We start from the raw sequence: 14,674 nt of genomic DNA on the forward strand, positions 1-14,674 counted from the left end.
GGAAATCCGCCGCCGCTCTCGATTAATTACCATTTTTTGAGCCGGTATAGATGTGAATCGCATCGCGTAGAAAGGCGGCCACTCCTGGCTGCTTCTTATCATAAAATGCCGTAAACCGTTCATCATCGACATACATTTGCGCCAGGCCAGTGTGCGCTTCCTTGGAATAGCTCGCCCACGTAAAGCCGAGCCATTGGCGATGCAGATCGGCCGCCTGCTGCGCCAGCTCTCCCGCCGGATCTCCTGTTAAAAACGCTTCATGCAACACATCCAGAACCTCCTCGCCGAGCCTTTCCATCTCGGCATACTGCTCCTGCGTCATGCCTTTCAATTTGGCATTTGAATGCTCGACAGCCTCCTCACCGTATTTCGCTCTTATTTCCTCGCCATACTTCCGCTCGTTCTCATCTACTAGCGTCTGTTTGAACGCTTCAAACTTTTCTCTGTCACTCATCGTTATTCTCCCTTCCTTTGCAGCCAACGTCTTTTCCACAGTGGCAATCAACGCCTCCAGCTGCTTTTGCTTTGTCAGAAGCTTGTCGCGATGCTCTTTCAATGTCTTTACTTCATTGAAGGTCGGAGAGGTGACGATCTCCCTGATCTGTTCAAGATCTACTTCCAGCTCCCGGTAAAACAAAATTTGCTGCAGCTTATCGACCTCCGCCTCTCCATAGATCCGATACCCGGATGAATTGATTCTTGCCGGCTTCAGAAGCCCAATTTCATCATAATAACGAATGGTTCTGCCCGTCACTCCCGCCAAATGCGCCAGTTTTTGCACCGTATATTCCATCACTTCACCTCCTGACTCCTTCACTATAAACATTTACGCAGCGTCAATGTAAAGAGTGATTCCTAAAAAAATTCCTTTTCTCTCTCTTTGCCCATATGCGCTAACGTGATACCATGATAAAAAGAGGAATTAAAGGACTATTTTTCCACTTGATGATGGAGCTGCGCTCACTGTCACTGGACGGATGAGGTTTTTAATCTGACCACGTAATGTTCACAGATTAAACGCCCCAGTCAACTGGTCCATGCTTTGCGTTACCATGGTACTTGACGAACTGGCGGCGAGAACGATAGCGTATACAATTTCACGAAAAGAAAGGAAGAGCGGCAACTTGAACATTCTCCTAGCGCTTATTTTCTTACTTGTCGGTTTTATCGAATGGAAAAATTTCAAAAGCCAGGTTCAGAGAGCTGAAAATGAAGAAGAAACCAGACATCTCACCGTCAGGTTTCTTCTGAAAATCTTGCTGTTTCTACTAGCTGTGATCGTTTTTATTTTTTAAATAGATGGAGGGTATTTCCATTCAAATAGCTAAAAGAAGAGCTTCCTCTTTAAACCCTAAAACAAAATTCCGGCTGGGGTGCGAACATTAAGCATATAACCGAAAGCTACATAAATAAAAATTGTAACGAAGCAGCCTCCCAACAGAGACCGGCCAACCGTTTTCCAATTGAAGGGCGTCCTCGACATCAAAATAAAGAGCAGGCTCGTAAAAATAACGGTCATCGTATAATAGCCGACAAACGGGATGATATATACATACAGAACCCCTGCCACGGCGATTCCAGCGACACTGTACGCTTTTTCTTTCTGAAATGCGAACGTATCTTTTGGCCGTTTCTTTTTCACTGCTATGAATATACTTTTCAGAAAGAGGACAATTGCCAGCAACGTCATGATCGCAATCACGGCGGTTGGAAATAAGCTTCCTTGTCGTAATTCTCTCGTTGGAATCCAAAAGGCGATTGCTACGATAAAAATCACGACGCTTAAGAGAAGGTCAGCTTGTGTTTTCGTCATTTTAACTCCTCCCCTTTTGACAAAACAGTCGTTTCTTTTTTTGCTTTAAGTTTATCCTTCCAGTCAAGAATAAGAGGGGTCACGACAGCCAAAATACAAAGAATGATTAAGATCAAGGAAATAGGTCTTAACACGAGCACATGCCAAATCGACGCCTGCGTCTTTGCCAGCATCATCGACACGCCTAAATTGTCCTCGGCAATTGGACCGAGGATGATACCTAATGCAATCGGTCCAAGAGGAACATTGACTTTCATCAGCAAATATCCAATAATCCCGGCAATGATCATCACCTTCACATCAAACATTTGCCCGCGAACAGCAAACGCCCCAATGACAGACAACGCGATAACGGTGGGGACAATCGCCATTCGTGGCACCATTAACACCCTTGCCGTCATTTTAATCATGAAATACCCGACGACGAGCATCAGGATGTTGGCAACCAGCAAACTCATAATAAAGGTGTAGGCGATATCTCCGCTTTGGGATAGAAGCAACGTCCCCGGCTGAATACCGTGGGCAAGCAACCCTCCCATTAAAACGGCGGCGACCGCGCTGCCCGGAATGCCTAATCCAAGCATCGGAATAAGAGAACCGCCGACTTGGGCATTGTTCGCCGACTCTGCTGTTGCAATTCCTTCCATTGCGCCTGTTCCATATTTTTCAGGGTTCTTATCCCAACGACGCGATTCATTGTAGGCAATCAGCGAGGAAATTGCCCCTCCGGCTCCCGGCAGCATCCCGATAAAGGTTCCGATGATAGAGGACCTTAGAAGAATCACTTTGCAATCTTTGACAAACTTTTGGAACACTTTTTGGACGACTCGCGGTGCTTGTTTAAATTTAGCGACAAACTTTTCGTTCGATTCCATTAAGATTAACATTTGACCAATCGAAAAGAGACCCACCATCGCGGCAACCATATCAATACCGAGAGACATCGATGACATTCCGAATGTAAAACGACTCGTGCCGGTAAATGGGTTAATCCCAATCGTGCTGATCAGCAGTCCAATACTTCCACCGAGCAATCCTTTTAGAATATTTCCCGGCGACATCGCCGCAATCGTTGTCAGCCCAAAGATCGCTAACCAGAAATACTCGGGCGCCCCAAACCGTAAGCCAAATTGCGCCAACGGGGCAAAGAAAAGCATTAAAATGATAACGCCGATAACGCCTCCAATCACAGAAGCAAGAAGTGAACCGAATAAAGCTTCGGATGCCCTCCCTTTTTCCGTTAACGGGTAGCCATCGAAGGTCGTCGCAATAGCAGAAGGTGTTCCCGGAATATTTAATAAAATAGCAGAATTGGCACCTCCATAGATCGCGCCGCAATAAATGGCACCAAGCATAACGAGTCCGGTCGCCGGTTCCATCGCCAGCGTAAACGGCATCATCAGCGTAACGCCCATCACCGCCGTCAGTCCCGGTAAAGTACCGACGATAATTCCACCAACTAAACTAATCATCATTAAAAAAATATGATAGGGAGTAATACTATTAAGAAAACCTGAGACGATCAGCTCCGATATGCCTTCCATCCTTACCCCTCCTTTTTTCGTATAACTAGCAGTGTCCGCTTATTCTTAAAGAGGTAGGATACGACTGCCGTGCATAAGCCGTATCCTTGATGATTTCACTGCATTACTCCCCCTGTTCTTCCAGATCGCGCGTCAACCGCTCGACCAGATCTGCCGAAGTTGCATCAAAATTACGAATATGCTCCTGGATTTCTTCCCTTCCCATCCAGTCAATAACAAATCCTGTTCCTTCCATTTGTTCCTGGAATTCAGGATTATCGACGATGTTTTTAAACCCATCCTCCAGCCGTTGCAATACTTGTGGATCCACACCGGCCGGCGTCAGCCACAATCTGCCAATATGCGTTTCGATCCCGTATCCTTGTTCTTTAAAAGTCGGAATATCAGGGAAGCGTTCCAAACGCTCCGACGCGGAAATTGCCAGCGCCCTCAAGCTTCCTGTATTCACTTCCTGCATCGTTGTTCCCATCGATCCGATCGCTGAATCAACATGCCCGCCGAGAATGCCGCTTAATAGCTCGCCGCCTGATTGATACGTGATCCTTGGCGCTTCGATTTCAGCTTCATCAATTAGCTGCACATAAGACATATGAGCCGGCTCCATCACTTGGGCAAGGGCGATATTCAATTCGCCTGGACGGCTTTTCGCATCATTAACGAAATCCTCCAATGTTTCCCATGGACTGTCAGCCGGTACGACAAATACGGTATAATCACTGGCTATTTGCGCAAACACTTCAAAATCATCAATTTGATATTCGGCCACTCCGGAAGCCGGCTGCAAGGATATATGAGGAAAATTAAAGGTTGCGATATCATGGCCATCATCGGAGCCTGTATTGGCAAACTCCAGCATTCCCACTGCTCCTCCCGCACCGTCCCGATAATTAAAATTCAGCGTGTAACCAAACTCATCAGCGAAATATTGTTCGACAAGCCTGGCGCTCACGTCACTTCCTCCTCCTGGACTAAATGGCACTGTTAAATCAAAATTTCTTGTCGGGAAATCGACTTCTCCCGCTCCTTCAGGCGCTTCCTCCCCTTGTGACGGAGCCGCCCCTTCATTTCCACAAGCCGATACTACAGCAAATAACATGACGATAAGACCCACTAAAAATAACTTTATTCCGCTATTCATTACGATCACTCTCCATATTTTTCATACGTGAAATGTTGGCACCCAAACCTTATCGACAAGTAAGCGAGCCATTCGTTAAAACCGGGCGCTGACGCCTAACTCCTGACTTAACTCCTTCAGTTCCTCTATCATCGATAGCGGATATTGAATCCCTTCCTCCATTTGCTTTTTTGCTTTCAGCGCTTCGGGTTCTCCCGGAACATAAATCCGCTCGACTCCTTTTGCTTTCGGAGAATTGTGCATATACTCGATGGCTTCATCTATTTGTCTTTTGAACAGCTCAGGATCAATAAAGCTCGCAATATCGATTGCCTGCATATAATGTCCGATATTTTGCGGGATTGTAAACTCTTCATATAAATCTGAATCGGTCAAGTGCTGGCCAAATGCCGCTCCTGACAATATCGAAGAAAGAATTCCTGTAATAAACGTCAGTCCATAGCCTTTATAGCCCCCAACCGGCTGAACCGTGCCATTGTATCCATCGGTAGCGTCCGTCGTCGGTGTGCCATCTGGCGCAAACGCCCAGTCATCCGGAATCGGTTGATTTGTTTTCTTGGCGAGAACAATCTTTCCCCTTGCCACGACACTATTCGCCATATCGAGCACGATCGGCTCTTTTGTCAATGCCGGTATCGCGATCGCAAAAGGATTATTGCCGAGACGCCGATCCGTCCCACCCCATGGAGCCATAATGTTTCCGCCAATTGTTCCCGTCATTCCGATCATATCCTCTGATAAAACCATTTGCGCAAAATGAGCTGAAGCACCGTAATGATTACTTCCCCTCACGGCGACATAGCCGACGCCGTATTCCTTTGCCTTTTTAGCGGCCAGATCCATAGCGTGCTTCCCTACAACCTGACCCATCGCGTTATGTCCTTCAATCAGAGCTGTCGCTTTTGAGTCGCGAATCACCTCATATTTTGCCGTCGGACTCGTCACATTCACTTGTAAGCGCTTAACATAAATGGGAACACGCATGACACCATGAGAATAAACGCCACGTAAATCAGCGGTCACTAAATTATCGGCCGTTATTTCTGCATCTTCTTCATCCATGCCGACAGCCTGAAACAATGCTTGCGACCATTCTTTCATATCAGAAAAAGGAACCTTTACATTTTCCACATTTTCAACAAAATTTTCTGCTTTCATTGCAAAACCTCCCGCTTAAGATTGGACAAACACGAACATATAATTCTAAATATTACTAATAATCAGTCTTTAAATGCTATAAAAAAGTGCTTATTTCCAGCTGTTCGCCTATTCCCTTAAAGAGTCACTCCGGCATCGATTGTTGCCACCGTACCGGTTATCGTATCGGCTTCAATAAAAGTACGCACTTGCTTGACACAATCCTCAAGCTTAGGAAGCGCTTTCAATTGTGAATTCGCTACATACTGTTCAATGACAGCATCACTGTGCCCTTTCGTCCACCTTGTATCGAGGATTCCGGGAGCAATAGCATTAACCCGGATTTCAGGGCCAAGCGCCTTCGCCAGACCTTTTGCTAAATGAATGGCTGCTGCTTTTGAAACAGCGTATGGCAAAGAGCTTCCACTAGGGCTTAATCCGGCAATGGAAGACGTAATGACAACACTTCCTTTCCCTTGGCTTTTCATATAAGGAGCGGCCGCTTTCACCGTCAGCCAAATCCCCTTCACATTCACATTCATAATCCGATCCCAATCTGCTTCGCTGACACCTTCAAGATCTTCAAACGGACGAAACACCGTCGTCCCCGCATTCGCAATGACAACATCAAGCCTGTTAAACCGCTCAACCGTTGACTGTACCATCAAGTCTACCTCGTCCTTTGACGAAACATCGGCTTTCAAGGCGATCGCCTCGACACCAAGGGCCGTTAGCTCTTCAACAGTAGTCTTTGCCTCATCTTCAGATCGTGAATAATTCACCCCCACATTCATCCCGGCGCGGGCCAGCTCAAGACTGATTGCCTTTCCAAGTCCTGTTGCTCCCCCTGTCACTAAGGCAACATGTTTTTCATTCTTTCCTGCATCAACCATCGAACCATCCCTTCTGATCATTGTTTTTCTTCCAGTAATTCAATAATCACCCCTTCAGGAGACTTTAAAAACTGCATTCGCAAGTCGTTATTGACAAGATTGTCTATCACCTCCCAGCCTTCTTCCCTGAACTCCTCAGAGACCTTATCAAATTCCTGACTTGAGATCCCGAGATGATTGATCCCCGGCGGTCTCTCTCCGTTTGTTGGTGATAATAACAAGCTGACCCCGTCAAACTTGAGGTGAAGAATCTCCTTTGATCCCACGACCGTTCTCTTGATAAATTTTGCTGACCCGACTTTTTCAAATAGATTCGCCATGCTGTTAATATCATCAACATGTAAATGAATATGATGAAATAAAGCGCTTACATTATTGTCCTTCATCTGCTAGCTCACTCCTTAAGCCGGGGAGCATACTTTCCATCTCCCCAGCATTCATTTTATTTATCAGCCTTGATACTATATATTTGCTTTCGCGTTAATTAAATGAGTTTTTAATTCCTTAATTGCTAATTCTTCATCTCTTGCTTTAATAGCTTCGACGATCCGGGCGTGCTCTTCAATCCGCTTTTGTGTCGTTTCCGGATATTTTTGACGCGAAATATCAAAGAAAAAACGTGTCCTAATATACGACATCGTATCAATGAACAGCTTATTATCATTGATTTTAATTAAATGCTCATGAAATTCCCCGTCAAGCATTAGAAATTTCACGAAGTCCTGGTCCTTTAAAAACCCTTCTCTTTGCTGCTCAACATTTCGCTCCAAATAGTGAATTTGCTGATCGGTAATGGAACGAAAAATTTGCCTTAAAGAAAAGGTTTCAATCGCCAGCCGCATATCAAACATATTGTTCAGTTCCTTCAGAGAAAGCTCCTGAATCGCAATGCCCTGATTCGGGATGATCTTGACGATTCCATCGTGCTGAAGTCGTTGCAAAGCTTCCCTTATCGGCGTCCTGCTCATTTGCAGCAATTCTACCAACTGATTCTCTGACGTATGATTATCAGTAAAATAATCCCCCTGCAGAATCATTTCAATAATTTTTTTATATGCCACATCTTTAAGGAGAATACGAGGGCCCACCACAACCACATCCTTTTCCACAAAAAACACGACCTGTAGGCAACTTAAAGCATTCTATCTGTCGAAAACCTCCTTTCGCATCTTCCTCCTTTCACAAATAAAATAAATATACAAGTTTACATACAAGTTGTATACAAGTGATTATATTCTGACTTTTTCGAAATGTCAAATGGATTTCGCAAAAAAAAAAATGCGTCGATTGTTATCAACGCATCTTTCCAATTAAGTCTTCCCCATTCATTTTCTCTGCGGCGGGACGGTGCCCTCCTTCAGCCCCCTGAACAGAATGCACGGATAGCCGGTGTCCCTTTTCTGTTACCTTTTTTTAACTGCCTATATGGACGTCGGCCTGAGAAAGCTGCTTTTTGTATGCCGGCAGATATTGATAACCGGCCCAATAAAGAAATCCTCCAACCGGTAACGCGACCATCCACGAAATCTCCAAGAAAATAATTCCAATTATCCCACCAATGACTAAAGAGCCGAGTCCTAATATATTGTATTTTACATTATCGCTATATAATTCATCGATATTTAACTTCTGCTTTCGGACAAGATAAAAGTCTGCCAGTAATATTCCGAGGAGTGGTCCGAGGAACGCTGAATAGAATGCAATAAATGTATTAAATGCCGTACTCGAAATTAGCAACCATGGGAATGTGATAATACTGAGGATACCTACGATAATAACCGAGGTGCTCCATTTCAAGTTAAATACTTCCATCAATACGATTGCAGGCGGTTCGATATTAATCGTAAGGTTACTCGTAAACTGGGCCATGACGATAAAAATCATTAATGCGACGGCAACTATTGGATTTGGAATAACGGAAACCAATGCCTGTACCGGATCCCAAATCCCCGTTGCTGCCGCAGAAAGAACTCCAATGGCGAGCATAAGGACAAACATTGGAACAACACCAACGATATGACCAATCCAGTTATTTTTTGGTTCATTTTTTAAATAGCGACTTAAGTCTCCGTTATTAATCGTCGCGGTAATTAAAACTCCTACGGATGCGGTGATCGCTGCATAAAAAGGCATGCCCCATGTACCGGTAGTCTGAAAGCTGCTGAGCATATTATCGCTTCCCACCCGAAATAACTGCGCCACGATATAGATTAAAAATCCAAGGATAACAACAGAAAGCGCAGAGTCAAACCATTTAATTGATTGAATACCATAATAAGCAATCAATGTTTGTAATACTTGGAACAGAATAAAATAAAGCCAAATATTTCCCCATCCCCAAATCGTAACTGTAATAAAATCCATTGCACTGGCACCAATCCATGAACCAATTCCATACCAAAATACGGCAGGAAGGACACGGATTAACGAAGCAATCCTTGCACCGTTATAGCCAAATGCTGTTCGGGCCTGGACAATGAACGGAATCCCGTACTCCATTCCCGGTTTTGAGTTTAGAACAAAGAACAGACCTATTAAAAGAGCCGCAATAACCATTACAACGACGGCCTGGGTGATGTTAAGCTGCCCGGCAGGAGGAAGGAATGACTGTCCGACCATAAAGATTTGAATAACAACCATAGAAGAAATCCACAATGCAATATAACTTGGTAGGCCAAAGATTCTGCCACTGTTTGGTACAGGATTTAATGATTCGCGCCTTGAGTCTTTGTTAAGCTCAGTACTCATAGTAACCACTCCTAATAATTGAATTTTCCGAATTTTTATTTTGCAGATAAGGGTGCAGTTTTAAGGAAACCGCACCCTCTCTTCCTTAAATATGTTGAAGAACAGCCTCTAATAATAATTCAGTGCCTATTGCAATATCCTCTTCTGTAGCAAACTCATTAGGCTGATGGCTGATACCGTCTTTACATCGTACAAACACCATTCCAATATCGGTTATAGCAGCCATTAACATGGCGTCATGTCCTGCACCACTTATCATGATCGGAGCATTAATGCCCTTTGCTTTACTGACGTCGAGAAACGTTTTGACTAATTTTTCAGAGCAGGGAACCGGGTCGATTTCCATATTCGTTTCTATCGAGTAGCTGAGTTTTCTCGCAGCGCAAACGTTTTTGATTTTTTCTTTGATTTCATCATATCGGTTTTGTCTTCTTTCTCTATCGATATCACGCAAGTCGAGCGAAAATTCTACCTTAGCCGGGATAATATTGCTACCACCGGGGAAGGATTGAATCCTTCCAACCGTGGCGACGGTATCCGCCTCTGGATCCTGCTTGCATATCTTCTCAATTTCGGTGATGATTTCAGCGGCACCGACCATTGGGTCTTGACGCATTCCCATCGGAACTGTCCCCGCATGACCTGCAACACCTTCAAGTGAAATCGTGTACCAAGCAGGACCGGCTATACCTTTGACGATTCCGACCGGTTGATTCGTTTCATCTAAATAAGGTCCCTGTTCAATGTGCATTTCAAGAAATAATTTAATTTCATTTTTTTTTCGTACAGATTCATTTATTTTATCGGGGTCAATCCCAAAACCAAATGTCTTAAGAGCTTCGTATCGGGAAATTCCATTATCATCGACCCGCTTTTTTAAACTCCCTACGTCAATTTGCCCAATCATCCCTCTGCTCCCAAATAGACCATCATTAAATCTTGAACCTTCTTCCTCACAGAAAGCTACAACTTCAATTGGATGATCATGGGAAATGTTTTCATCAGTAATCGTTTGAACAACCTCGATGGCACCAATGACGCCAATGATACCGTCAAATCGTCCACCATTTAGCACAGAGTCAATATGAGAGCCGAGCATCACTGAGGGGAGGGAAGGATCCTTCCCTTCTTTTCTTCCGATTACATTTCCGAAATGGTCATGGGAAACGGTTAAACCGGCTTCTTCCATCCACTTCGTCGCAAGTAGTTGTCCTTCTTTATCCTCTTTTGTTAGGGCAGGCCGCTTAACCCCCGTGTCGCCAACTTTTCCAATCTCAGCCAGTTCCATAATTCGTGAATAGACTCTTTTGCTGTTAATCTTATAAAACGTCTGCATGTCCAGCCTCCTTCGTTTCCCTTACTTCCCTCTCTTTTCGGCAGTTTTGCCAAAATCAATTTCATTGGCATCCGTGATAAAAACGCCATAATCTTCGTAGGCTTTCTCTTTTGTAATATAGCCATCTAACATATCACTTAAGACTTTCTCTGGATCACGCTCTAATGGATCTCCATAGCCTCCCCCGCAAGGACCAACTAATTGAAGTACACTTCCCGCTCTAACTGGTGTATTTGCTAGTTTAGAAGGTAACTTTTTTAAAGCGCCCTCTTCAGAATCGCGAATCGAAAGACCACCAACCGCTCCGCTTTTTCCACCCTTAAATCCCCAAGGCTCGTATTTATGTCCATCTCCTTCGACGGAAACACTACCGCCTGAGATAAAACTAATTTCGCGAATAGAACCGATTCCGCCGCGCCACTTTCCAGGAGCACAGTCGTTATCGCGAAGTTCGTATCGGTTCACCCTAAGTGGATAATGGGATTCTATATCTTCAATAGGGTTGTTCCTTGTATTCGCATATAATGTATCGACCGCATCCATTCCGTCTTTTCCATATCGACCACCATAGCTCCCCTCCATAATATCCATATAGACCCAATAGTCTTCATTCTCTGTTTTTCCACTGAAAGCAACCACTTGTAAATTTCCAACACCCGCACTAATTTGCTGTGGTACAACGTTCCCTAGGGCTTTCATTAAAGTGTCTGCAATAATATTACCAGAACAAAAACGTGCAATTGTCGGTGCCGGGAATGTAGGGTTAGCCAGCGTCCCTTTTGGCGCAATAATATTGACCGGACGCGTTAAACCAGAGTTTTGTGGAAAGTTGCCATATGTCTCTGAATCGAGCAGGATTGATCTTAGTGTTAAATAGATCGCAATGTCGACTGTACCCATTAACGGCATATTGATCGGTCTGTCTGGAACCTGTGGGGATGTTCCCGTTAAGTCTATTGTGATGTCGCTGTCTTTGACTTTTACCGTCACAACGATTTTCAAGTCTTTTCGGGCTGGGTCGTCACTGTCCTGATAGCCATCCAAATATCCTTCAGCCGTATATTCACCATCAGGCAGTTTTTTAATAGCATTTCTCAACATCGTTTCTGAATAATTCATTAGCTCTTCTGTCACTGCTTCAATGACATCTATCCCGTATTTTTCAACGATTTCAAGGTAGCGCTGTGCTCCAATTTTGGCAGAGGCGATCTGCGCCTCCATATCCCCTACAACCATGTCTGCCGCACGGATGTTATCGCGAAGCATATTCCAGATGTATTGATTTTTTACGCCTTTTTCATAAACTTTAATTGCTTTAAATTGCAGACCTTCTGCATAGGCATCGACCGCATCAACAATTCCGCAACTTCCTGGTGTAGAGGCACCGATGTCTAAATGATGGGCAGTTGTCACCGAGAAGCCTATTAATTCATTCTTATAAAATACAGGTATGCAAAAGCCAACGTCAGGCCCATGGGAACCTCCATGATAAGGAGAGTTGTGCATAATAATATCCCCTGGATTAATGGAATCCCCTCTTTCCTCCATAATTTGCAGAATCCCTTTCACATATCCTGGGATAGGGCCGGATTGAAGAGGTGTACTATGGGTAGACTCACATAATTGCTGCCCTTTAATATCAACTAAGGCACAACCGAAATCTTCGGATTCGCGAATAATACTGGAGTAGGACATCCTAGCTAATTTATGGCCCATTTCGACAGCGACATTTTCCAGTGCTCCCAGTACAACTTGAACTGTAATAGGATCCATTTTCTTTGTGTCAGTGTATGCCATTTTTACACACCTACCTTAATGATGATATTACCGAATTTTTCCACATGCGCAGTACAATTAGGAGGAATCACAGTTGTCGTATCTTTTTGAAGGACGATACTAGGCCCGCTAAATTCAACTCCAACAGGGAGTTTGCTACGTTGATAGAAGGTTGTTTCGAGTTTTTCAAGACTTCCGCCTATATTAAAGGTTGCTTCGCCCTTTTTCACAATCGCGTCGTCTAATTTATACGGGTGACTCACGTCCTTCTTTTCAATTTTCGGCATTTCACCAACACCTGTCACGCGGATATTAACAATCTCAATTGGACTCTCCAAAAAATGGTGTCCATACTCTACTTTATGACTCTCATGGAAGGCTTCAAATGCTTCCTGAATCGTCTCTTCATTAATCTCTCCAGTCGGAATATCCACACGAAGCTCATATCCTTGTCCTACATAACGACAATCTGCACTGCGGTTTATTTGGATGTGTTCTTTCTTAATTCCGTCTTCAATTAACTGCAGAACCAACTGAGCGGAAAGAGCATCATAGTCGGCATTAAGCTGTAGAAAATCAAGTTCTGTACTTAACATGAATTCAGTCTTAATCACATCGTATTTCAGGTCTGTTGTCAGTAATCCAGCTCCTGAGTTAATGCCAGGATAAAGTGGCACAAGAACTTCAGGAATACTTAAGATTTGCGCGACTTCTACTGCATGAAGAGGACCTGCTCCACCGAATGCTACTAAAGTAAATTCACGAGGATCCTCGCCTTTTTGTATCGTTTTTTCTCGAATCGCATTCGCCATATTGTTATTCATGATTTGCAGCACACCCTCGGCTGTTTTTTCGGTACTCATGCCAAGTTGCTGAGCTAACTCTTCAATCACTTTATATGCTGCGTTTGTAAATATTTGCATTTCGCCACCAAGGAAGTTTTCACTATCAATCCGGCCCAGAACCACATTCGCATCGCTAACTGTAGGCTTTAAGCCACCATGGCCATAACAAGCGGGTCCAGGGCGGGATCCGGCACTTCTTGGTCCAACTTTAAAGGCTCCTCCTTCATCAATATGAGCGATACTTCCACCCCCTGCCCCAATTGTATGGATATCAATCATCGGCACCATTACGGGGTAACCGGCAATCCATGTGTCGCGGGCGGAAGATTCTGCATAGCCACTATCCGTGATAATTCCAATATCTGCGCTAGTACCACCGACATCAAAGGTAATAAGCTTGCTACGGTTCGATAATTGACCAGACCAAGCTCCTCCAAGAATCCCTGCTGCCGGCCCCGATAATAACGTATTTACCGGTTTTTCTGAAACTGTTGTTGGCGTTGCGACGCCACCGTTTGAACACATGATATGTAACTCAGCTTCTATTCCACATTCCTTTAAATTCGCTTCAAGGTTTTTAATGTAGTTCTTAACTTTAGGGCCAACAAATCCGTTCACCGCTGCCGTTGTAAAACGCTCAAACTCTCTAAACTGTGGAGAGACATCTGATGAAATCGTTACAAACGCCTCCGGATATTCCTCATTAATAATTTCTTTTACTCGTTGCTCATGCTGCGGGTTAATATAAGAGAACAAGAAATTGACAATGATCGATTCTACGCCTGCTTTTTTCAATGTCGCTACCGAACTCCGCACTTCCTGCTCATCTAATGTGGTGATGACCTCCCCTTTTGCCGGCCCTTGCCTCTCAGTCACAGGAAGACGATTTCTTCTTTGAACTAACGGTCTGTCCTGCCAAGGAATTTCCTGCATGATTGAATAGTTATGAGGTCTTTGATGGCGTCCGATGTGGATAATATCCCGGTACCCTTTTGTTGTTAGCATCCCAGTTTTCGCCCCGTCATACTCTAAAATTGCATTTGTAGCAATTGTGGTTCCATGAAAGATATGATCGATTGTTGTCTTATCAATACTTTGTTGCTCGCATAATTCCAATATTCCACGTACTACACCTTTTGACGGGTCTTCTAAAGTGGTAGGAACTTTATGAATTTCTGTTAACTTGCTTTCCGTATCATTGAAAATGACATCAGTAAAAGTGCCTCCTACATCTACACCGAATAATTTCATATCCTTCCTCCTTATACTAGTAGTAAAAGTAGTAACGCAAGTATCGTGCCAACTTAACAATCCCTCTCTAACGAAGCTGCTGAAAAAGGACGATTTTCACTTTTTCAGCAGCTTTTTCGTAATGAGCGTATCCGTTTCCTGATTTCAAAAGCCTTGCTACGAGTGGGCTTCTCGAAGCGAGGCGCGCAACGTG

At 44.1% G+C, this 14,674-nt stretch carries 12 protein-coding genes; all 12 read right to left on the reverse strand.

The features are described from left to right. Window positions 1–22: 22 nt before the first annotated feature. The 12 genes from ABMB67_RS11100 to ABMB67_RS11155 all read right to left on the reverse strand — a co-directional run bounded on the left by ABMB67_RS11100 (window position 23) and on the right by ABMB67_RS11155 (window position 14,481). Window positions 23–793 (reverse strand): MerR family transcriptional regulator, encoded by a 771-nt coding sequence (locus ABMB67_RS11100; RefSeq protein ID WP_354572093.1) that lies wholly within the window; start codon window positions 791–793, stop codon window positions 23–25. Between the two features lie 558 nt (window positions 794–1,351). Continuing rightward, complete coding sequence (locus ABMB67_RS11105) at window positions 1,352–1,813, reverse strand: tripartite tricarboxylate transporter TctB family protein (protein ID WP_354572094.1); 462 nt, start codon at window positions 1,811–1,813, stop codon at window positions 1,352–1,354. Beyond that, window positions 1,810–3,357 (reverse strand): tripartite tricarboxylate transporter permease, encoded by a 1,548-nt coding sequence (locus ABMB67_RS11110; RefSeq protein WP_251224442.1) that lies wholly within the window; start codon window positions 3,355–3,357, stop codon window positions 1,810–1,812. Before ABMB67_RS11110 ends, ABMB67_RS11105 begins: the two co-directional genes overlap by 4 nt. Window positions 3,358–3,460: 103 nt before the next feature. Further along, entirely contained in the window at window positions 3,461–4,495 is a 1,035-nt protein-coding gene (locus ABMB67_RS11115; protein ID WP_354572095.1) for a tripartite tricarboxylate transporter substrate binding protein, read from the reverse strand. Between the two features lie 75 nt (window positions 4,496–4,570). After that, window positions 4,571–5,653 (reverse strand): Ldh family oxidoreductase, encoded by a 1,083-nt coding sequence (locus ABMB67_RS11120; RefSeq protein ID WP_251224440.1) that lies wholly within the window; start codon window positions 5,651–5,653, stop codon window positions 4,571–4,573. A 116-nt stretch (window positions 5,654–5,769) separates the two neighbouring features. Further along, window positions 5,770–6,546 (reverse strand): SDR family NAD(P)-dependent oxidoreductase, encoded by a 777-nt coding sequence (locus ABMB67_RS11125; protein WP_354572096.1) that lies wholly within the window; start codon window positions 6,544–6,546, stop codon window positions 5,770–5,772. Continuing rightward, window positions 6,543–6,911, reverse strand: a complete 369-nt coding sequence (locus tag ABMB67_RS11130; RefSeq protein ID WP_251224438.1) for a VOC family protein — start codon at window positions 6,909–6,911, stop codon at window positions 6,543–6,545. The genes ABMB67_RS11125 and ABMB67_RS11130 overlap by 4 nt, the downstream gene beginning before the upstream one ends. Before the next feature lie 75 nt (window positions 6,912–6,986). Beyond that, a complete protein-coding gene (locus ABMB67_RS11135; protein WP_251224437.1) occupies window positions 6,987–7,613 on the reverse strand; it encodes a GntR family transcriptional regulator in 627 nt (208 codons plus the stop codon). A 325-nt stretch (window positions 7,614–7,938) separates the two neighbouring features. Further along, window positions 7,939–9,273: an NCS1 family transporter gene (locus ABMB67_RS11140; protein ID WP_354572097.1), complete on the reverse strand. Its 1,335-nt coding sequence runs from the start codon at window positions 9,271–9,273 to the stop codon at window positions 7,939–7,941. Window positions 9,274–9,358: 85 nt separating this feature from the next. After that, on the reverse strand, window positions 9,359–10,609 hold the full coding sequence (locus tag ABMB67_RS11145; RefSeq protein ID WP_354572098.1) for a M20 family metallo-hydrolase: 1,251 nt from the start codon (window positions 10,607–10,609) through the stop codon (window positions 9,359–9,361). Window positions 10,610–10,630: 21 nt separating this feature from the next. Continuing rightward, window positions 10,631–12,406 (reverse strand): hydantoinase B/oxoprolinase family protein, encoded by a 1,776-nt coding sequence (locus ABMB67_RS11150; RefSeq protein ID WP_251224434.1) that lies wholly within the window; start codon window positions 12,404–12,406, stop codon window positions 10,631–10,633. Window positions 12,407–12,408: 2 nt separating this feature from the next. Beyond that, entirely contained in the window at window positions 12,409–14,481 is a 2,073-nt protein-coding gene (locus ABMB67_RS11155; RefSeq protein WP_251224433.1) for a hydantoinase/oxoprolinase family protein, read from the reverse strand. Between the last annotated feature and the right edge of the window lie 193 nt (window positions 14,482–14,674).

Source organism: Halalkalibacter oceani, assembly GCF_040544555.1.
GTDB classification, from domain to species: domain Bacteria; phylum Bacillota; class Bacilli; order Bacillales; family Bacillaceae_D; genus Halalkalibacter; species Halalkalibacter oceani.